Genomic DNA, 22949 nt, shown 5'->3' with positions numbered 1-22949 from the left:
TCAACAATAATCAATGATCTATGTTTCGCTCGTCGGTTGTTGTAAAAATGCTAGCACGCTTGCTTCAACCTGATCGCGGGCAGTTACCAACTCGCGGTGATTCAAATCGGCAAAGATCTGGACAGTGCCACCCGCCATGGTTAATGCATCCTGCTGTTCGCGCACCCGATCCACGACATAGCCATCGCCAGTGCTGGTGTAGAGCAAAAATGGTTTCGTCAACGCGCTTGGGCTGAGGATTGGCCAGGTCATGCAACCGCGCAGCCGCGCAAGATAGGCTGGCATATTCGTGCGCTCCACAAAGGCTTGCATACTTGGCGTAACGTTTAATGCAGCCAATCGCCCTTGTTGCTTGGCGGTAGCCAATTCGCTAAATTGGGCAATTTGAGGCTCAATTCGTTCGGGCGTAAAAATCTGGCCAACGAATGTTCCTGCAATCACCGCCCGCCGTACTTCTGGCATATTCGCCAGCAATTGCAGCCCAAGCGTGCCCCCAAACGACCAGCCAAAAAGCTGAATAGCGCTATAGCCGCATGTTTTGAGCACGCGCTGAATATCTGATTGATACAGATCCAATCCATAGGCCTGCGATTCGATCGGCATAAAGCTCGTGCCAGCCCCACGCAGATCAACGGTTATGACGGTAAAATGAGCGGCAAGGCGATCAACCCAGCCCGCGTTGTGCCAGAGCATACGATCTTGGCCAAAGCCATGGAGCAAAAGTAACGGCGAGCCAGTACCCTGCCGATCAAAAACCAGCGTTCCCCCATCGATGGTTGCACATGTTAAAACAGGCATTGAAATCCATCACTCCTCATTCAGCAAGCCAATAGTTTATGATAAACCATGCACAATAGCTTTTGTAATACGTATCATACAAACAAATGCACATTGGCAGCAAGTGCGAATTTGATCCAGCGCAATTGAGCAGAATCTTCTATAATAAAATCACGCGCTTGCTTCATCCTCGCCACACTACCACGTAGATTCAGCATTTAATCATCGTCCTTGTAGGTGTGAAGGAGTTTCTATGCGACGGAGCGTTTGCTATCGATTAATGATGTTGTTGCTAGGATTAAGTGCATGTGGCACAACGCCTGCCCAACACCCCACAACCACCAGTGTTCCCGCTGAAACTCCAGCAGTTCTCGCCGCCGCAGTTACCCCAGAAGCCCGCGATTATCCTTTATTGAGTGCCTATCAGCAAGCTGTTGATGCTGCATTAACTGCCAAGCCACCAGTTTTAACCCTTGCCAGCCTTGATTCGCAGCAAGCAATGGCCCAAATCGTCGCACTCAACGAGCCAAAGCTTCAAAGCCAATTTGTTGAGCAGAATGGTATTCCATTTCGCAATGAGGTTTTTGGAATTGTGCCCGTGCGCGAAAGCGACATCATCGAAGCCACCGCCCAATGCTTGCAAGTCAGCTGCTACCGCGTCGAGGTCTACAATTTTGCGCTCAACCTGACCTTGGCGATTACCGTTGATATTTCCAACCAAAAGGTGATTGTCGTCGAGCGCCTCGCCAACAGCCAACCAGATATTCCTGAGCATTTGACGGCGGTAGCGCGTGAAATTGCCAGCAATGCCAGCGAGGTCGAGCAGGCACTTGGCTACAAACCAAGCTCCGATCAAGCAGTAATGGCCAATACCAAAACTTCGTTGAACGCCACCCGCTGCGAACGCTCAGTGCATTTGTGTGTTGCGCCAACTTTTGTCGAAGGTGAACGCGCATTGTGGGCAATTGTCGATTTGACCGATACTCGCTTGGTGGGCGTGCGCTGGACCAATGTTGGCGCAACCGGCCCAGCAGTGACCGAAAAAGGCATGCAAAACGAGGCCGTGCTGAAATATTGCGATCATACAACGCGTTTGGAGCGTGATGGCTGGGCCTTCGATTATATGCTCACCTCATCCGATGGCCTGCGAATCTCCGAGATCAGCTACCAAGGCAAGCCCTTGTTCAAAAGCGCCAAATTGGTTGATTGGCATGTGAGCTATAGCGAACGTGATGGTTTTGGCTATAGCGATGCAGTTGGCTGCCCGTATTTTTCGCAAGCAGCAGTCATCGCCGTTGAGCCACCAATGATCGGCGAGTTGATCGAAAATGATCAAGTAGTTGGATTTCAATTGGTGCAGGAATTTTGGTCGGAGCTTTGGCCAGAGCCATGCAATTATTATTATGAGCAGGCCTTTCAATTCTATTTTGATGGGCGCTTTCGGCCAGCAATCGCCAGCGTTGGCCGTGGTTGCGGCGATGATGGCACGTATCGACCAGTCACGCGCATTAGTTTGGCCGACACAGGCACAATTAGCGCCTGGGATGGCACGCAATGGCAAATGTGGGAAACAGAACAATGGCAGGGCGCAAATACCCGCCAAATCCACCCAGACGGCGCAGAATATCGGCTCGATTTTGCCAATGGCGGCAGTTACACTATTGCCACTGGACGCGGCCAATTTGCCGATGGCGGGCGCGGCGATCAAGCGTTTCTCTATGCAACGCTCGATCATCCTGAACGCGATGAGGGCGAAAGCGATATGGTAACGATTGGGCCATGCTGCAATACTGATGCAAACCAAGGCCCCGAGCAATTTATCGACAATCCAGCGGAGAGCATTAGCAACCAAAACATCGTGTTGTGGTATGTGGCCCAACTTAAAAACGACGATACGCCTGGCAGCCAATATTGCTGGGCCGAATCGGTGTTGCGGCGTGGAGTCTATGTGCCCGAAGAATATCCTTGTTGGTCGGGGCCGCTTTTTCGGCCAGAGCGAGGCAAATAAATGAGTCGTCGTAAAAAACGCCCGCCATCAGCCCAGCCTGCCACGAAAGCAACGCGGCCAACAGCCAAACCCAATCAAGCCAATAATCGGCGTTCGTTGTTGGCTATGGGCAGTGTTTTGGCAGTGCTCACTGTGCTTGGTTTGGGAGTGTGGTGGCTTAATCGTAGTTCAGCAACTGCCAGCAATTTTGCTCAAGGCGAAGTAACCTCGTGCAAGCAAATTCCGCCGTTTGCCCAAGCCCAAGGCTTTGGAGTCAATGCAGTGCTCGATACTCAAGCCCGCCGCGTGCGTGGCATGGTGATGTACGATTTGACCAGCGAAGGCCAAGAAGCCAGCCAACCAGCGCCCTATCAACACCCTTCTTGGTCGAAGGCTGGCTATCTTAGCTCGCCAATTTTGGATCGCGATGGCGCGATTTACGTTGGCGCAGTGCCGTGGGTCAGCATTTTGTATAATCCACCAGCAGCGGCCAACAAAGTGTATCGCATCGATCCGCGCAGTGCTGAGTTAAGCGAATTGCTCGAATTACCGACCGCTGCACCAGCCGACAATACCAATCCTTATGGCATTTTGGCACTTAATTACGATTGCAACACCCACAGTTTGTATGTTTCATCGGTGCTTGGCTCGACCAAACAACAGCAATTTGGGCGGATTTTCAAAGTTGATTTAGCCAGCAAACAAGCCAGTATTGTGCTTGATGGCGTTGATAGCTTTGGGCTTGGCGTTTATAACGGCAGTAGTGGCAAGCGCTTGTATTATGCGTTGGCGCGCCAGCCCCAAATCTATTCAATTGCCCTTGATGCGCAGGGCAACCCAACGGGCCAGCCGCGCCAAGAAATTGATTTTAGTGGCCAAGGCTATCATGGCGATGAGCGTGGGCGGCGAATTACCTTTGGCGATGCAACGATGCAAGTGCGAATTGTGCAATTCGATTACACCCTGACGGCGGTTACTAATCCCAATGAAAGCAGCTTGAGCTATCGTTACAACCCTGAAACCGATAGTTGGCAGGCTGAACAATAGCCAAACAATCGCTACGGTACTAGTTCGCAGGTAGCAATTATCAAAACCAAAATCCCATAGCCAAATCAACCCAAAGTACCGGTTAAAGTGATGCAGAAAAGTTCAAAATAGAGTGTAGTGTGTGGAGCACTATTCGCGTGCAGCGAGCACCTATTCTGCGGCGGAGGCAGCACATGCATACTATCATTTTGACTGGTGATGGAGAAGCGAGCATTCAATGCTTGAAAACCATTAGCAGCAGCTATACATTAAAACCACTCAGCCCAACCACTGGCGCTGTGCATATTGGCGAATATCGATTAACCACCACAACCAGCATTCGTTTGCTGGCGATTCCTAAAAGTACCTACGAGGAATTGGGCAGCGGCTTGATGGAACGAGCGCTGGCCACGATCACCTTTGTCGATGGCTGCCAGCCCTCGGTTGATAGCGGCTATTTTGTCAACGAACTTGAAGAGCAGGCTTTTCGTTTAGGCAAGCCATTAATCATTGCCGCAACTCGTGGCCAAGCCCCAAATGCCCTGAGCAGCGAAGCCATGCGCGAAGCCTTGGGCACGTCGAGCTACGCGACCGTTGCTAGCTGCGAAATGCAACAAATTAGCACCTTGTATCGCTTGATTGCCAACGCAATTAAGCTCGCGCCAGCAACCGCTCAGCGCCATGCCCACTTGCAACAAATTCTCAATAGCTTAGTGAATGTTTCGCACTATCGCTTGCGCGGCATTGCCTTAGCAACCCACGAAGGCCTAACCAGTGCGCTGAGCTTCACCAAATCGAGCAGCCATCAACGAATTAGTGGTTTATCGAAAGCGTTGTTAGATGTCTATCGTCAAATGGGCTACGCCTGCGAATTGGGCTGGGCCAGTGCCTTAATTCTGCATGCCGACGAAGGGACGTTGATTGTCGAAACCCTCGGCGATTATTTAGTTACCATGCTGTGCGATGATGATTTAGGCGATATTGAAGCCCTGCGCCGCGATCTGAGCGCCGCCTTACAACCCCAACCAAGCGAAACCCAACTACACGCCGCCTAAAAAACCAAACGGGCTACCAAAAACTTGGTAGCCCGTCGATTAATTAACGTGATTACTCGGCGATAAATTGGCGTGGACGGTCGGGATAATCAGCGCCAACCGCATCAACCCCCAAGCTCAAAATATGCTTATAATCTTGTTCGGGGCCACCCCACGGGCTAACGAACAAATCGGCAGCATGGCAAGCATCAACTTCCTCACGGGTCAACATTGCCCAATATGGCATCACCAAGTCTGCATTGACCAACTTTGCCATTGCTGGCGCATCGGGCACGCGCGAGGCATAAATCACGCCGGTGGCCACATCGGGAGCAATGGCTTTGAGCTGGCCCAACACAATATGATCAAACGAAATTGCCATCACTTGATCGCGCACATTCAACTCGTCGAGCAAGCGCACCAAAGCTACTTCAATATCGGGGTAGAAAATCGGGCCATTTTTTAATTCGATCACGACTTTGGTGCGATCCTTGGCCCAACTCAATACCTCGCGCAAGGTTGGCACGCGACAATCGCTAAACGAAGGGTCAAACCACGAACCAGCATCAAGCGCCTGAATTTCAGCAGCAGTATGCTGACACACCAAGCCTGAGCCGTTGGTCGTGCGGTTGAGGGTTGGATCATGAATCACCATCAACTCGCCATCTTTGCTCAGATTCACATCTAATTCGATTGCATCGGCACGCAAGGCCAAGCCGCGCTGAAATGCAGCCATGGTATTTTCAGGCGCATAGCCCGCAGCTCCACGATGCCCAATTACAAATGGCCCTTTGCGTGCGCCAAATGGCTGTAACACAGCGACCTCCTTCACAAAAGCTTTTGGTTTGTGCCATTGTGCAACGCCTCAGCAGGGCTGTCAATTTATGCCGTGGTTGTTGGGGATCGGGGATTGGACAAGGTTCTAGGTTTCAGGGGTCAGGGGTCAGGTGATCCTCGGCCTCTGTTTTTTAGATTGATCCACGAAGCGTACGAAAGCACGAAGCTGAGGCTATGGGCTGTTGGCACAGAACGACCAACCGATCCCCAGCCCCCGACACCCGATCCCCATTTTTTGCCACAGATTGGCACAGATTATGAGGATTAGGTTCGTGCCAGACCAAAGCCCACAGCCGATAGATAGCCTGACCCCTGATCGCTAGCCCCTGATCCCTAATCCCTCGCTCTTTGCCTTCTGATTTTCCTTCATCCCTCATCCCTCATACTTCATCCTTCGGTTGCTCTGCGCCGCTGCGTTAAACGATTGATCCACGAAGGACACGAAGGATCGAACCGCGAAGATCGCAAAGATCGCGAAGGTTTTTTTAGCCACGAATTCCACGAATTGCACCAATGATGTTCCGCTAGCCAAAAGCCTACAGCCGATAGCCTGACCCCTGATCGCTGGCCCCTGACCCCGCTTTTGATTTTTGACTTCTGACTTTTGATTTTTCTTCATCCTGCATAATTTCGCTGTGTTCTATGCACCAATTAAAGTTAAAATCTTTAACTTGCAATTAAAATATTTTAATATATACTTATGCACATCCACACATCAAATGGCACACCACTTCCAATCTCGGTTCTCATTAGCCCAACCTAATAGGAGGATCAGCAATGCGTCTATCTGTTCGGCGGTACACACGGGTCGCGGTAGTCTTGAGCGTTTTAGGCTTGAGCTTGGCCCAAGGTGATGTTAGCTTGGCCAAGAAAGAAGTCGAAGGTGCGGTCGATCCGCATACGATTGTGGCCAGTGATGGAAAGCCGGTAGAAGTCAACACCAAAGGCATTGTCTATGATCAATTTGGTGCATACATCGCAGGCAGCGATGGAACTGGTGTTTTAGCCGAAGATGATCGGGCCGAGGAAGTTGATCCCAACGCTTTGCCTGCAACCCAAAGTGGCAGCCAAGAAGGCCTCAGCTCAGTCATTGGGGCCGACAATCGAGTGCGCATTACGGCAACCACCTCTGATCCTTATCGCCGGATTGGCCAAATTACCTTTAGTAGTGGTGGTGGCAACTATATTTGTACTGGTTGGTTGATCAGCGCCAATACAGTGGCAACTGCTGGCCACTGTCTCTGGAGCAACAACGCTTGGGTGACCAACGTTAAATTCTATCCAGGCCGCAATGGCAGCTCAAACCCGTATGGTGGCTGTAACGCAACCAAATTGTTCACAGTTTCGCAATGGCAAACCAGTGGCAGCGCCAACTACGATTATGGTGCATTCAAAATCAACTGTAGCGTTGGCAGCCAAACTGGGTGGTTCGGCTTGCGCGCCCCAAGCAGCACAGGCTTAGTTGGCCAAGCAACCAACATTGCTGGCTACCCAGGCGATAAAGCCTCAGGCACGATGTGGTTCCACGCTGATACCGTGCGCAGCGCAAGCACCTACCGCCTCTCGTATGCTAACGATACCTACGGCGGCCAAAGTGGCTCACCAATTTGGAACAGCAGCGGCAGCTGCAGCAACTGCTCAATTGGGGTTCACACCAATGGTGGCAGCACCACCAACTCAGGTACGCGCATCACCTCAACCGTCTTGAGCAACTTCAACACCTGGATCAATACCGCCCCATAAGCTAATTTTTAAGCAAAGCTAAAGACATATATCTGAACAATGGTTTCCCAAAGTTAGATAGGTTGGAAGGAACGGTAGGGAATTCTTCGTATAGGTGGGTGATGACACATCCATCTATACGAAGAATTCCCTACCGTTTTAGCCATGAATCTCTGATGCTTTATAAACTCCACATGGGTTCGATATAAAGTATAATTATGCTGATTATGATGTTGATCTTAAGCTGTTTACCGTGGAGATAACAGGAAGGTATTATGATTATTTGGCGAGGCTGGGGCTGGTTAGTTGGCATCTTGATACTGGCAATGCCAGCACTTGTACAGTTGGCCGTTGATAAGTTTATAGGTTCTGGAATCTACAAACTATATTCTCGTCCGCTCTTTGCCGGAGCGTTAATTATTGTCGCGATTATCGTGTGGTTTCTTGGCCGATATCTTAATCAGCGTGATAGTCCAATGGCGCGATCAAATTTCCAAACTGCCCACTCGTTTATGTTGCTACGCATGGAATATTGGGCAATCCTCCTTGGATGCGGGGCAGTGGCGATGCTAGTCCTCTAGGCTAGTGTTAATGATTTATCCACTAACTTGCATCAATTTGGTTGTCTCGCTCCAACCATTCATAGCGTATAAGAAGGATGGGTTGGCACTGACTTGAATAAGTAAATTAATCCGCTTCTACTCCTCATTTCTCAAAATGGTTGTTCCCATTCTACTCCTCATTTCCCACAATGGTTGTTCCCATTCAAGCATAGAAGATCTTGACAGGTTTAGTAAGCAACCTTAATCAGAATGCACTGTAATCTCCAAACGTTTCAACAAAGCCTGCTAGCAACTTAGCGGTTTGTTGAAACTATACAAATCAGCCCAACAAGCATTAATCTAGGGCTTTTTTTGATTTAATCCCAGTATTTCCAGCATGACTACCTCCCCCCAAGTTACTAGCCCATTAATCCTAGGCACTGCTTAATCCACCGTCATGGTCAGGTTGGGGTTATCGGCTTACCAAAAAAAGCTCCTGCGACGGTCTAAAGAACGAATTCTCATTGAAGTGTCATTATTCACCGTTTTGTTGTTGGGTTAGGTTGCTTTCACGATTCGCGATCAGCGAAAGCGCTCAGCCCTCAGATGTGGGAGTAGCCTGTATGATCTGGTTCATTCGCTCTCTTGTAATTGTGCTCATCGCGCTGGTGGTTATGCCAAGCCAATATTCGCAACCTGCGAATGTTGCGCCTTTGGCGTTAACCCCAACCGAGCCGCCAACCCCAACCAACACGCCGACAAATACGCCAACCAATACGCCAACCAATACGCCGACAAATACCCCAACCCCAACCAATACGCCCACCAATACGGCGTTGCCAACCGATACCCCAACCAATACGGCGACGGCAACCAGCACGGCGTTACCAACAAACACGCCTGATCTCGGCCCGCCAACGATTACGCCGTTGCCAACTAGCACGCCAGATCCTTCGTTGCCAACGCGAACAGTCTTGCCAACGAATACACCAGATCCTTCGCTCCCAAGCAATACGCCAACGAATACGCCTGATCCGGCAGTTCCAAGCAATACGCCAACGAATACGCCTGATCCAGCAGTTCCAACGAATACGCCCGATCCTTCACTTCCGACCAATACACCAAATCCGGCAACGCCAACCAACACGCCCGATCCGTCGCTTCCAACGGGTACGGCCTTGCCAACCAATAGCGTACCAACAACTGGGCCAAACGTTACGCCAACTGGCTCAGTGCCAGGAGCAACAACAACGGCTACGCCAAATGAAAGTATTCCAAGCGCAACTCCCGATCCACGGGTAACGCCTGGGCAACCAACGACAACCCCGCTGCCAAACACAACGCCCATGCCAGGAGCGACCGTTGGGCCAAACACGCCGCAACCAAGTGCGAATCCAGTCGGCTCGCCAGCAGGCGGCCAGCGGCCATTGCCCCAAACGAGTAGCGCCGATAATGCTGCCTTATGGTTTATTGGCTTATTAGGTCTCTTGGTCTGTCTGATTGGTTTTGGCATTCAACGCCGCGCTGCGTAGTGCTTATCACAGAGGTTTATTGTATGAAGCAAGCATCTCCTCGATACTCATTCAGCACCCTGGTGGTGTGTTGTAGTTTATTGGTAGCACTCGCAATCACCATGCTGCCAAACGCTGGATCAGTGGCCTATGCCGCAGCGACCATTAGCGGGCGGGCTTATCGCGATTACAACGCCAACGGCGTAATCGATAGTTTGGAGCCGGGCCTGAGTGGCGTAACCGTCACCGTCTACAACGCCAGCAATGCAGTGGTTGGTACAGCCACCACCAATGCCACTGGCAACTATACAATTAACGATGCAACGGCCTATAGCGGGCCATATCGGGTTGAATTTACCAATGCGCCAAGCACGGTCAAATCAGGGCCGATGGGCAGCAATTCAGGCTCAACTGTCTTGTTTTTGAGTGGTGGCAGCACAGCCGCCAATATGGGCTTTAACAACCCAGCCAACTACTGCCAAGATAACCCAACCTTGGTGACCAACTGTTACAGTATGGGCCATCAAGATCAAGCTCCATCAGCGGCCTTCCACTCGATTGTGGGCTTCCCATACACCGCAGGCAGCACCCAAACCTTGGGCATCGACAGCCCAGCTCCAAGCGATTTGGCCTTTGGTGCTGAAACTGGCCCAACCTTCGGTTTGGCTTGGCAGCGCTCATCGAAAAGCTTGTTTGCCTCGTCAGTAATGAAACGCCACGTTGGCTTCGGGCCAAACGGCACTGGCGCAATTTATCGTATTACACCTAGCCCACGCACGGTCAGCTTGTTCCTTGATTTAAATGCTTTATTTGGGGCAAACACAGCTGGGGCAAACCCCCACCCAACTGGCACCGACCTCGTACACGATTCAGCGAGTTGGGACCCCGTTGGCAAAATTTCGCTCGGCGATATGGATATTTCCGAAGATGAAACCACGCTCTGGACGGTTAACCTTGCCTCAAAACAATTGTATAAAATTCCGATTGGCTTAACGCCAACCGCGCCAACGGCAGCAGCAATTAGCCGTTATACCGTACCCGCCCCAGCCGATTGTGCTGTTGGCGATAACCGACCCTACGCCTTGGCTGTCAACGAAGGCTTCGTTTATTTGGGCATGGTTTGTTCGGCCCAATCAACGGCCAATGCCGCCAATTTACGCGGTTATGTCTACCAATTCAATCCAACCAGCACAACCTTCACCCAAGTGCTGAACTTCCCATTGAACCACACCCGTGGTTGTGCAGTGGTTGCTGGCGGCTGTACCAGCGCCGTCTGGAATCCATGGCGCACCAACTTCACTGTCACGGCAACCGGCTTTGGCGGCGAATATGTTCAACCGCAACCAATGTTGACCGACATCGAATTCGATAACGGCAACATGATCTTAGGTATCCGCGACCGCTTCAGCGATCAAATGGGCTTTAATCAAAATAACACCACCGCTGGCAGCACCACACTCTACATCGGCGACTCAGCAGGCGATATTTTGCGTGCTTGTGGCAATGGTAGTAGCTGGACACTGGAAGCAAACGGTTCGTGTGGTGGCACAACCACTGCTGGCGCTGGCACGAACCAAGGCCCAGGCGGCGGCGAATATTACTATCGTGACAACTACCCTGAGCACGACGAAATTCCGCTCGGCGGCTTGTTGCAAATTCCAGGCAAACCTGATGTCGTCCAAACCATCTATGATCCAATTTTCGATGCCACGCAATACTTCGATGGCGGGATCTTGTGGCTCAACAACAGCACTGGCAATCGCAGCCGCGCCTATCGCATTTACGATAGCAATGCCCAGCAAAACACGCTGGCCAAAGCTGGTGGTTTAGGCGATCTTGAAGCATTGTGCGATGCAGCGCCAATTGAAATTGGCAACCGAATTTGGAACGATGCTAATAATAATGGGATTCAGGATGCTGGTGAGCAAGCATTAAGCGGCGTGGCCGTGCGTTTGTTCGATACCAATGGCACAACCGTGCTGGCCACCGCCACCACCGATGCCAATGGCAACTATCGTTTCTCATCATTAGCAGGCACCAACACTGGTAGCACGATTTTCAATATTACTGGTTTGCAACCAAACCGAACTGGCTACTCAATTCGTGTGGCTTCGGCCCAAGCAGCCTTGGCCAACAAAAATCTGACGATCACCGACTTCAACAGCGGTGCTAACAGCGATCTGCGCGACTCAGACGCAACGATCAGCGGTGCCGATGCAGTTATCACTTTCAATACCGGAGTTGCCGGCGATAACAACCATAGCTACGACATTGGTTTTTATGGCTATAGCGTGGGCAACCGTGTTTGGTTCGATACCAACAACAACGGAACCCTCGATGCAAGCGAGCAAGGCATTAGCGGAGTCAGCGTCAGCTTGTTTGCCGATGCTGATGCAAACGGTGTTCCCGATAGTGGCACCGCCTTGGCAACCCAAAATACCACGGCCAATGGCTGCTATCGCTTCGATGGCTTAGCCGCCAATAGTTATGTTGTGCGGATTAATCCGACCAACTTTAATGCAGGCAATGCCTTAGCAGGCTATCGCAGCAGCACTATCACCGCAGCGAGCGCCAATAATAATCTTGAAAATGATGATAATGGCGTTGAAGGTGCAAACCTCGCCACCGATGGGGTGTTGAGCCAAGTTATCACGCTAGGCGGCAGCGAACCAACCACGGAAACCAACTTGTGTACTGGCGACCCAGCCGAACCAGACGCAACCACCAATTTAACGGTTGATTTTGGCTTCTTCAAGCTCAGCCTTGGCAATCGCGTTTGGAACGATGTCAACAATAATGGTTTATTGGATGTTGGCGAAGCAGGCATCGATAACGTTAATGTTGCAATCTACAATGCCTCAAATGTGTTAATTGCCAGCACCACGACGAGCGGTGGCGGTAATTATAGCTTTGCAGGATTATTGCCTGGTGATTATTATGTTCAGCTAACACAACCAGCCAATTTTGTTTCGAGCACGGGCAGCCAAGCCTTGGCAACTGGCCCCTACGAACCAGCGCCCGATCCCGACAATAATATCAATAATGATGATAATGGCACAACCAATGGTGCAGTAGTACGCAGTGCACTGATCACGCTCACGCCAGCCAGCACTGGCGCACAAAATGCGACGATTGTCACCAATGCAACTGGTTCAACCGACGATACAACCTTGGATTTCGGCTTGTTCCAACCCTTGGCCCTTGGCAATCATGTTTGGAATGATGTCAATAACAATGGCCTCTTCGCTGCTGGCGAAACGGGTATCAGCGGTGTAGTCGTCAACCTGTATCGGGCTGGCTCTACCACGGTTCTGACCTCAACCACGACCAACGCCACTGGCTACTATCACTTCAGCATGCTTGGGGCTGGCAATTATGAAGTTGAACTGGCTGCCAGCAACTTTAGTGGTGCAGGAGCCTTGGTTGGCTATACCAGCAGCACGGGCACATTCGGCAGCATCTCAGGCCCCTACGAAACCGCACCCGATCCCAACACAAACATCGATAGCGATGATAATGGCGAAGTGATCGGCGCGCTCGGCACAACTGGCGTAATCCGTAGCGCCTCGATCACGCTGGCAGCCGGCAGCGAACCAACCGGCGAAACCAATGGCAGCAATGACACAACACTTGATGCCAATAGTAACTTAACGCTTGACTTTGGGGTCTTCGCCAACTTGAGCCTTGGCAATCGTGTTTGGAACGATGCCAACAACGATGGCTTGCGCAACAACGGCGAAGCTGGCATCACCAATGTTGTTGTCGATCTCTACATCGATCGCAATGGCAATGGTTCAATTGATGCAGCCGATGCGCCAGCAGTTGCAAGCACCCAAACCAATGCAAGTGGCTACTATTTGTTCAGCAGCCTGAACCCAGGCAATTACTGCGTGGCCATCACCAGCGGCAACTTTACTGGAGCTGGCGCGTTGGCTGGCTATAGCAGCAGTACCGGCGCAAGCACGACCACTGGCCCATCCGAGCCAGCACCAGACCCCGATAGCGATACCAGCGACGATAACGACAATGGCTCCATCGTGGGCACACTCGGCAGTGGTGGCAGCGTCCAGAGCGCTTGTTTCAACCTCGCAACTGGAGCCGCACCAACCGGCGAAACCGATAGCAACGGCACGGGTGGCGCAATCGATGCCAACAGCAACTTGACGCTTGACTTCGGCTTTTACCAATTGCTGAGCCTTGGCAACACAGTTTGGGACGATGCCAACAACGATGGCTTGTTGAATAACGGCGAAACGGGCATCGCTGGCGTAGCCGTCGAGCTGTATGCAGACGATGGCGATGGTTCATTCGATGCAGGCGATACTTTGATTGCCCAAACCACAACCATTGCTAATGGGATCTATGGGTTTAGCAATCTCTTGCCTGGTGAGTACATTGTGGTCTTGCCTACCACCAACTTCGGCGACGTTGGCCCACTGCATAACATGACCAGTTCAACTGGTGGTGGCAGCGAACCAGCACCAGATCCTGATAACAATATTAACAACGATGATAATGGCACGGTTATTGGCACGCTCAGCACAACGGGCGTAATTGCCAGCCAAGCCATCACATTAAATGCTGGTAGCGAGCCAGCCAACGATGGCGATACCAGCGCCAATAGTAACCTGAGCCTTGATTTTGGAGTCTTCGCCTTAGCAAGCATCGGCGATTTCGTTTGGTACGATACCAATGGTAATGGCCTGCAAGATGGCATTGGCGGCGGCGTTAGCGGTGTTACCGTCACGCTTTATACCCCAGGCCCAGACAACTTGCCATGCACCGCCGATGATGTATTCGTTGCGAGCCAAACGACTTCAGCTTCAGGAGCGTACGACTTTGATTACCTGCAAGCTGGCAATTATGTGATTCAGTTTAGCGATTTGCCTGCTGGCTATGTGTTCACCCAAGCAAATGTTGGAGCCGACGACACCATCGATAGCGATGCGAATGCCGCTGGCTGTACTGGCATCATCAGTTTGGTGTTGAGTGAACACAACGAAACTGTTGATGCAGGCATCTATCAACCATTGGCTGTTGGCAATTATGTTTGGAACGATGCCAATAACAACGGCAGCTTCAACGCTGGCGAAACGGGCATCAGTGGCGTTGTTGTCAACCTGTATCGCGAAGGTTCAAGCACGGTTCTGGCTTCAACCACCACCAACGCAACTGGCTACTATCACTTTGCAGGCCTGACCGCTGGTAATTATGACCTTGAATTGGCCGCCAGCAACTTTAGCGGCGCAGGCGCGTTGGTCGGCTATACCAGCAGCACCGGAACCGTTGGCAGCGTCTCGGGTCCATACGAAACCGCACCCGATCCTGAGGGCAATGTTGATAACGACGATAATGGCACAATTATCGGCACGCTGGGCACAACTGGCGTAATCAAAACCGCCAGCGTCACCCTGCTCGCTGGCAGCGAACCAACCGGCGAAACCAATGGCAGTGGCGATGCAACGATTGATGCCAATAGCAACTTGACGGTTGACTTTGGGGTCTATCAACCACTCAGCCTTGGCAATCGCGTTTGGGAAGATAGCAATAACGATGGCTTGCGCAATAACGGCGAAGCTGGCATCGATAATGTTACGGTCGATCTGTATCTGGATCGCAATAACAACGGTGTCATTGATGCTGCTGATGCGCCAATCGTTGCCAGTGTTCAAACCAATGCAAGCGGCTACTATCTCTTCAACAACTTGCTGGCTGGCAATTACTGCGTGGCCATTCCAAGCAGCAACTTTACGGGCATTGGCGCATTGCTTGGTAAGAGCAGCAGCACCGGCGCAACTGCGGCAACTGGCCCATTCGAGCCAGCACCCGACCCGGATAGCGACAACGCCGATAATAATGATAACGGCGCAGTCGTAGGCACGCTCGGCAGTGGCGGCAGCGTCCAAAGCGCATGTTTCAGCCTCGCAGCTGGAGCCGCACCAACTGGCGAAGCCGATAGCAACGGCACGGGCGGCGCGATCGATGCCAACAGCAACTTGACGATCGACTTCGGCTTCTATCATCTGCTCAGCCTTGGCGATTTGGTTTGGGACGACGACAATAATGATGGCTGGTACAACAATGGCGAAACCGGCATTGCTGGCGTAGCAGTAGACCTGTATGCCGATGATGGCGACGGGGTGTTTGATGCAGGCGATACCTTGGTTGACCAAACAACAACCAGCGCTGGTGGCTTGTATCTGTTCGATCAGCTCGTTCCAGGCGAATACATTGTGGTCTTGCCTGCTCCCAATTTTGCGACTGGCGGCCCATTACAAAGCATGGCAAGCTCAACTGGTGGCAACACTGAGCCAGCCAGCGATCCTGATACCAACATCAACAATGATGATAATGGCACGACGATTGGAACCTTGGGCACAACTGGCGTGGTCGCCAGCCAAGCTATCAGCTTAGATGCTGGCAGCGAGCCAACCAACGACGGCGATACCGAAGCCGATAGCAATCTTTCGCTCGACTTTGGCTTGTTCCACTTGGGTGGTTTGGGCAACTATGTTTGGTTCGACACCAATGGTAATGGCCTGCAAGATGGCATTGGCGGCGGCGTTGGCGGTATTCTCGTCACGCTCTATACCCCAGGCCCTGACAACCTGCAATGTACCGCCGACGATATGTTCGTTGCGAGCCAAACGACCAGCGGCACGGGCAACTATAGCTTCGGCCAATTAACGCCAGGCAGCTATTTGGTTCAGTTCAGTGGCTTGCCAGCAGGCAGTGTTTTCACAACACCAAATGTTGGTGGCGACGATACCATCGATAGCGATGCAGACCCAGTAACTGGCTGTAGCGGCTTGGTCACGGTTACCGTCAACGGGTATAACGACACCATCGATGCTGGGATCTATCAATTGGCTGGCTTAGGCAACTATGTCTGGCACGATCTCAATGTCAATGGGATTCAAGATGGCAACGAACAAGGCATTCCCAACGTTACCGTCAATTTATATATTGACAATAACACCGACGGCATTCCTGATGGCGCAGCCATTAACACAACCGTTACCGGAGCACTCGGCGATTACTTCTTTGGTCTATTGTCGCCAAACTCGTATTTGGTTGAATTTGTCGCCCCAAGCGGCTACTTCTTCACCCAACAAGGCGCTGGCAGTGACCCAGCTCTTGATAGCAATGCCAATCCAACCACGGGCCAAGCCGCAACCGTAACCTTGGCGAGTGGTGATTCAAATCCAACAATCGATGCTGGTTTGTATCAATACGCCAGCTTAGGCAACTTGATTTGGTACGATACTAATCTCAATGGGCTCTTCGATGCTGGCGAAACCGGCGTGAATGGATTGACGGTCAACTTGCTCGATAGCAGCAATGCAGTAATCGCCACCACCACAACCGTCAATGGCAGCTATCAATTTACCAATTTGATGCCAGGCGTTGGCTATTATGTCGAGTTTACCAAGCCAGCCAACTACAACTTTAGCCCAGTCAATGTTGGGGCAAACGATACGATTGACAGCGATGCCAATCCAACAACTGGCGTGAGCGCATTGATCATTCTCGCCTCAGGTGAGAATAATCCAAACATCGATGCTGGGATCTATGAGCTAGCAAGCATTGGCAACTTTGTTTGGGAAGACAGCAATGGCAATGGGATTCAAGATGCAGGCGAGCCAGGTATTGCTGTCGTAACCGTTCATCTCTACAACAATACTGTGTTGGTCGACACCCAAATCACCGATGCCAACGGCAACTATAGCTTCACAGGCTTGATTCCAGGCAGCTATAACCTTGATTTCCAAGCACCAGTTGGCATGGTCTTCACGACAGCAAACGTTGGTGGCAACGATGCAATCGATAGCGATGCAGACCCAATCACGAGTGCAACGCCTGCAACCAACTTAACTGCTGGCGAAAACGACCCAACATGGGATGCTGGGTTCTATACTCCAGTTAGCTTAGGCAACGTGGTTTGGAACGACATCAATAATAACGGCATCGTTGATGGCACAGAAGTTGGCATTGGCAATGTGACGGTTGATCTCTATCGCGATCGCAACGCCAACAATCAACCAGACGCTGGCGAAATGATCACCACGACCACAACCAACGCTGGCGGTACCTATCTGTTTGATAATCTGATGCCTGGTGATTACATTGTGGTTCTGCCAAGCAGTAACTTCGCAGCTGGCGCGGCCTTGGAAAATTACGTCACCAGCACCGGCAACTTTGGCGCTCAACCAACGCCATACGAGCCAGGGTCAGATCCCGACAACGACATCAATAACGACGATAACGGCACAGCCTTTGCAGGCGGCATCAAGAGCTTGGCCGCAACGGTTTTGGCCAATAGCGAGCCAACCGATGATGGTGACAGCAGCGCCAATAGCAACCTGAGCATCGACTTTGGCGTGTTTATTCCCGCGAGCCTTGGCAATATCGTTTGGTACGACACCGACGCTGATGGTCAATATGTGCCCGGCGATGGTGGTGTACCTGGCGTGATTGTCACGCTCTACGACATCAACGGCACGGCAATCATCAGCACAACCACCGATGCCAATGGCAACTATCAATTCGATAACTTGCCACCGGGCAACTATATCGTTGGCTTCGACAACTTACCATCAGGCTTCGTGTTTACCCACGATAATAGCGGCAGCGATGCAAGCGATAGCGACGTTGACCCCAACACGGGCACAACTGGCGTAATCGTCTTGAATCCAGGCGATAACAATGGCTCGGTCTACGCTGGCGTAACCACACCAAACGCCATCGAGTTGGCTGATTTCAGCGCAACCCGGGTCGCAAACACGGTGGTCGTTCAATGGACAACCGTCAGCGAATCGAAGACCTTGGGCTTCCACCTGTATCGCAGCAGTGACGGCAATCGGGCCAATGCTGTACGTGTTACCAGCAGCATGATCGCTGCCCAAGGCCGCAGTGGCGGCGCAAGCTATCGCTGGATCGACAGCAACGTTGATGATAGCAGCACCTACTTCTATTGGTTGGTTGAAACCGAACTCGAAGGCAACACCAACGAGTATGGCCCAGCCAACACCAATGGAACCCAAGCTACCAGCTATCGCATCTTCTTACCAATGACCACTCGGTAATCGCGTCGGTAAGGGCTGACTGGAATAATTCCAGTCAGCCCTTTAATGCTGTTGTGTAGTTGAGGATTGGCTTATGTGGCGTTACCTTGCACTTGTTTGTTTGCTCGGATCATTTGGCTTCATCCAACCACCAGCGAGTTTTGCACAACAAGCGGCGCTGCAAACGCGGGCAACGCTTCAACAAACCGCACATGGCATCGTAATTGAATGGCAAGCAGCCAAGGAATTACGGCCTTTTGCTATTTTAGTCTCCGATGATTGGCAATTTCAGCCAACGCTGCACGCACTCAACCTCAATCAACAACCAATCAACAAATTGGCAGACGTGCCAGCACCAATCAATATACTTCGCGAAGGCCGTTTTCGCGGCCAACGGATTGTTGTTTTGCAGCCCCAAACCACAATCAAGCAACAAAGTATTAGCAAGGCTAGTGTGCAGGTTGCAAACGCTCAGTTATTTGATCAGCCAAATCGTTTGATCGATCAACCGTTTCAGCTCAAGCAAGCTGTGCCAAGCCCACAAATTGGCCAAGGCTGGCGCGTTACCGCCAACCAAGCAGGCATGCAGCAACTAACTGGCGCAAGTTTGGCGCAAGCAGGTATCAATCTGGCAACACTTGCACCCTATAGCCTTCAGTTGTGGTACAAAAATCAGCAACTTGCAATCGAAGAACGTGGCACGCTCGACGGCAGCTTCGATCAAAACGATGCAATTTGGTTCTATCTGCCTAGCGTGGGTGATCGCTGGAACAATACCAGTAGTCTCTGGCTCAGTATTGGCGCTGCCAATAGTAGCCCTAAAATCGAATCAATCACGCTTGATCCAACTGGCTTGCCCACCAGCACCCAAGCCTATCAAACCAGCGTTTGGTATAACCCACAAATCTACGATTCGTTGCATGCTGGCACTGATGGCGACCATTGGTTCAGTGCCGATCTCAAGGCTGGGCCAGAATTAACACCAATCATGCAACAAATTGGGCTCACCAGCACCTTGCCACTGGCGACAGGCCCAAGCACCGTTACATTAAATGGCCTTGTCTACACCAGCAATCCAACTAGCATCGCCATCACCAGCAGCCAGCGGATTAACCTTGGTTTGAATAGCGGCGTTTTCACTAAATCGGCCCAACTTGCGCCAAGCCAACATCTGCAACTAGCGATTGCCACAACCCAACAAATTAGCGGCATCTCGCTCGATCGGGTGACATGGCAACGGCCTGTTGTGCTGAATGCAAACGCGCAATCGTTGCACTGGCAAGCCGTCCGCAAAGCTAATTATTCGATTAGTAACCGACCAAGCCAAGCAGTGAGCTACAAGGTGAGCCAGCCTTGGCAGCCGCAGCGAATGAGCTTTAATAATGATTTGCTGGCAGCTGATCCAGGCGATTATCTGCTGGTCAATCCGGCCAATGTGCCGCAGCCAAGCATCGAAGCGAGTGCGAATGTCAATTGGCTCAACCCAGCAAAAACCATTTATCTTGCACCCAAACAATGGCATAGCCTGCTACAACCGTTGATCGCGCGGCGTGAACAGCAGGGCTTGCAGCCATTTTTAGTTGATGTGCAAACAATTTACGATCGTTGGAGCAGCGGCAATGTTGATCCGTTGGCGATTCGCAATTTTATGCGCTACCTTGCCAATACGTGGCCGCAAGCCCCGCAAGCACTCGTCTTGGTTGGCGATGGCACGATTGATCCACGCAATTATTTGGGCCGCAATAATCCTAATCACATTCCACCATTGCCCGTTAATAGCGACCCTTGGCTTGGCGAAGTTGCCTGCGACACCTGTTTTGTGCAGCTTGATGGCGATCAGCCACTGGCCGACCCGCTGCCCGATTTGCAAATTGGGCGTTTGCCAGCCAAAACCGCTGCCGAATTGACCAATCTAATCAATAAAATCGGCAATTATGAACATGCGCCAGCAGATGTGCGCTGGCGTTCGCGCCAAATCTATATTGCTGATAACTACAAAACTGCCAGCGGCCAAACAGATTATGCTGGCGATTTTGCGGCCCTCAGCGATGCAATGCTTGGCTATCAACCAAACAAACTTGAAATTCAGCGCGTTTATTACGACCCTTGGCGCAGAACCAGCAACGGCTTGCCGCAAACCGATCCATGGCGCATCGCCAGCGCTGATCAAGCCCGTCAACAAACCTTTGATCAATTGAATCAAGGGGCAGCCGTGGTGACCTACGTTGGCCATAGCCATCAATATCAATGGGCAATTACTGATTTGAGCAATAGCCAGCCCTACCTCTTGAGTTTATACGATAGTGATCGGCTGCAAAATAGCCCAGCCTTACCCATGATTTTGGAGATGACCTGTTTGACCAGTGCCTTTCAGACCATCGCGTGGAGTGGCACCAGCCTTGATGAACGCTTGGTTTTACAACCTAATGGTGGGGCAATTGCGACGTGGGGCTCGGCAGGTTTAGGTGTAGCCTATGGTCATGATCTGTTGAATGAAGGCTGGTGGCAACGCATGTGGAGCAACCCACGCCAAACCCAAATTGGTACGGGAGTCCTAGCAGGGCTTGTACATTTGTTCAGCAATGGTGGCTGTTGCCAAGATAGCCTGCAAAGTTCGATTCTCTTGGGCGATCCCAACATACTATTACAACATCAGCAACGCGAAACGAGCTATCTACCAGCAGTTATAAAATAATCATATAGGTATAGAACTAGCTCCAGCTAGGACTATTGGGCTACGCTGTTGCAATCACCTATTCCAATAAATATGGCTAGAACATAGCTCATATATGCACACGAATGATTCAGCGGTTAAATCAGCTAAAACCCCTATTCTAGTATTAGTATGCTCCAACCAAGGATGAGCCAAATACCTAGGTGGGGGATATTTTGAGCGTGAGCGTATCCCTCATTTATTAAAGCCATGACCTAAATCAAGATAGTACCTTTATGCTAGCTTTTTGGTGGAGTAATCGACGACAGCTACTACTATAATGCAAATGCATTTATTCAACACTTGATACTTAATTCTTGACTAACATTCATGTACGTTCTTCGGAAGGGCATCGTTGACGATGTTTTGCGACGTAGAACTCTTTGGCTATGTGGCAAACATTTTTACCTCACCCAGCCATGCTGAGGAACTAGGAGCACCAGATGGTCGTTTTGATCACCGAGAGTAATGAACTTCGCCAGCGGTTTATCGACCGTTTTGAAGTTTTGGCAATGCCATTAATGGTGACTACACCACGCATGATCAATGCATGCTTTCAACAATTTGTTCCCGAACGTATTTTTGTTGATGCAAGCATTTGCACGCCAGGTTTAATTCGTTGGCTTGATCAATGCGACGATGCAGAAATTATTCTGATCGCCAACTCGCGTGGCTCAATTCGCCATGCGCCGCGGAGTGCGATTATGTATATTCATCCTTCGTTAGAGCCAGAAGATATTATGCCGCTCTTGCCGTTGCGCCAAGATGCCAATAGTGCCGCCTAACGGTTAATGTCGCTCAGCGCAGCCCTTCGTCTCTCACAGACGAGGGGCTTTTTTCTGCTTCCAAGAATCTGCAAGCTTCGCAATACTGATTCCGCTGCATAATCCACGGGAACTAAATGGTTTGCTTGGTCAAATAATGCTGATTATGCCATAATACAGCTCGTAGCTGCGCTAGCACTCAGGTAGCTTATTCTTGGCGGCGGATTGTGGAGGTAGCCCTATGTCGGTCTTGCAGGAGATGTCCCCATTAGTGATTGATCATCTCTATCTGTGGGTTAACAAAGGTGGCACAGCCATGGATGCGCTGCGAGCTATTGGCTTAATTCCCAAAACGACGATTGGGATTCACGAGGGCGAGGGCACTGCTTCACACGTCATCTACTTCGATAACATGTATCTCGAACTTTTGTGGATTGAGAACCAAGCAGAGCTTGAGGCAGCATTGGCAACCCAACCTGATACCATTCCGATTGGCGATACATGGCGTACAACAGGCCACTGTCCATTTGGGGTCGGGCTACATTATCGCACTCCAGCTACAGCACCCATAAGCTTTGATACACGGCGGCATACTGCGCAATGGATGCCTGATGATTCATTCCTTGAACTGTTTCCGCAACCATCGTTATATCTACCACCCTGCTCTATTCTGCATGGGTCGCTGGCATATTGGGAAAGTCGCTTTGAGCATCCGCATGGCCATCCCTTGGGCGTGCAAAAACTCACAGATTTCCAAATTACCGTCACCTCGCTCGATGCAGTTCCACCTACGCATCCACTGCCCAGCCTTGTACCATTGAAGCATGGTGAGCAGCCATTGCTAGAACTCATCTTTGATGCGCAACGCCAAGGAAAAGTCTTTGATCTGCAACCATTAATGCCGCTGCGGATATATTGCTAAACAGCAGCAGATTGCGAATGCGGCGTAAATTTCTTTCCTCTTCATGTTC

The 22949-nt window shown here is 51.0% G+C and carries 12 protein-coding genes; 10 read left to right on the top strand and 2 right to left on the bottom strand.

Going from position 1 to position 22949, the window contains the following annotated elements:
* Positions 1 to 18 precede the first annotated feature (18 nt).
* Complete coding sequence (locus tag C5S61_RS25375; RefSeq protein ID WP_110520186.1) at positions 19 to 798, bottom strand: alpha/beta fold hydrolase; 780 nt, start codon at positions 796 to 798, stop codon at positions 19 to 21.
* A gap of 232 nt (positions 799 to 1030) precedes the next feature.
* Here C5S61_RS25375 and C5S61_RS25370 point away from each other — a divergent pair, with 232 nt between their 5' ends.
* The 3 genes from C5S61_RS25370 to C5S61_RS26985 all read left to right on the top strand — a co-directional run bounded on the left by C5S61_RS25370 (position 1031) and on the right by C5S61_RS26985 (position 4845).
* The gene (locus C5S61_RS25370) at positions 1031 to 2785 is read left to right on the top strand and encodes a hypothetical protein (RefSeq protein WP_110520184.1); all 1755 of its coding nucleotides are present in this window, start codon (positions 1031 to 1033) and stop codon (positions 2783 to 2785) included.
* Positions 2786 to 3811 (top strand): SMP-30/gluconolactonase/LRE family protein, encoded by a 1026-nt coding sequence (locus C5S61_RS25365; RefSeq protein ID WP_110520182.1) that lies wholly within the window; start codon positions 2786 to 2788, stop codon positions 3809 to 3811.
* A gap of 173 nt (positions 3812 to 3984) precedes the next feature.
* Positions 3985 to 4845 carry a hypothetical protein gene (locus C5S61_RS26985; protein WP_164689785.1) on the top strand — a complete coding sequence of 287 codons (861 nt, stop codon included), beginning with the start codon at positions 3985 to 3987 and terminating at the stop codon, positions 4843 to 4845.
* 52 nt (positions 4846 to 4897) lie between these two features.
* Here the strand turns inward: C5S61_RS26985 and C5S61_RS25355 are convergent, their stop codons facing one another.
* Positions 4898 to 5641 carry a glycerophosphodiester phosphodiesterase gene (locus tag C5S61_RS25355; protein WP_110520179.1) on the bottom strand — a complete coding sequence of 248 codons (744 nt, stop codon included), beginning with the start codon at positions 5639 to 5641 and terminating at the stop codon, positions 4898 to 4900.
* 797 nt (positions 5642 to 6438) lie between these two features.
* Between C5S61_RS25355 and C5S61_RS25340 the strand changes: the two genes are divergently transcribed.
* From C5S61_RS25340 to C5S61_RS25310, 7 genes are all read left to right on the top strand, one after another.
* On the top strand, positions 6439 to 7404 hold the full coding sequence (locus C5S61_RS25340; protein WP_110520173.1) for a trypsin-like serine peptidase: 966 nt from the start codon (positions 6439 to 6441) through the stop codon (positions 7402 to 7404).
* A 254-nt stretch (positions 7405 to 7658) separates the two neighbouring features.
* Entirely contained in the window at positions 7659 to 7964 is a 306-nt protein-coding gene (locus C5S61_RS25335) for a hypothetical protein (RefSeq protein WP_110520171.1), read from the top strand.
* Between the two features lie 584 nt (positions 7965 to 8548).
* Positions 8549 to 9457 (top strand): RodZ family helix-turn-helix domain-containing protein, encoded by a 909-nt coding sequence (locus tag C5S61_RS25330; RefSeq protein ID WP_110520168.1) that lies wholly within the window; start codon positions 8549 to 8551, stop codon positions 9455 to 9457.
* A gap of 23 nt (positions 9458 to 9480) precedes the next feature.
* Positions 9481 to 18522: an SdrD B-like domain-containing protein gene (locus tag C5S61_RS25325; RefSeq protein ID WP_164689784.1), complete on the top strand. Its 9042-nt coding sequence runs from the start codon at positions 9481 to 9483 to the stop codon at positions 18520 to 18522.
* A gap of 73 nt (positions 18523 to 18595) precedes the next feature.
* Entirely contained in the window at positions 18596 to 21196 is a 2601-nt protein-coding gene (locus C5S61_RS25320) for a C25 family cysteine peptidase (RefSeq protein ID WP_110520164.1), read from the top strand.
* Positions 21197 to 21657: 461 nt separating this feature from the next.
* Positions 21658 to 21999, top strand: coding sequence for a hypothetical protein (locus C5S61_RS25315; RefSeq protein WP_110520162.1), 342 nt, complete (start codon positions 21658 to 21660; stop codon positions 21997 to 21999).
* A 220-nt stretch (positions 22000 to 22219) separates the two neighbouring features.
* Positions 22220 to 22900 (top strand): VOC family protein, encoded by a 681-nt coding sequence (locus C5S61_RS25310; protein ID WP_110520160.1) that lies wholly within the window; start codon positions 22220 to 22222, stop codon positions 22898 to 22900.
* Positions 22901 to 22949: the final 49 nt, after the last annotated feature.

The sequence above is a fragment of the Herpetosiphon llansteffanensis genome (assembly GCF_003205875.1).
Lineage (GTDB): Bacteria > Chloroflexota > Chloroflexia > Chloroflexales > Herpetosiphonaceae > Herpetosiphon > Herpetosiphon llansteffanensis.
Note: the sequence above shows the minus strand (reverse complement) of the source record. Positions and strands in the feature narration are given on the sequence as shown.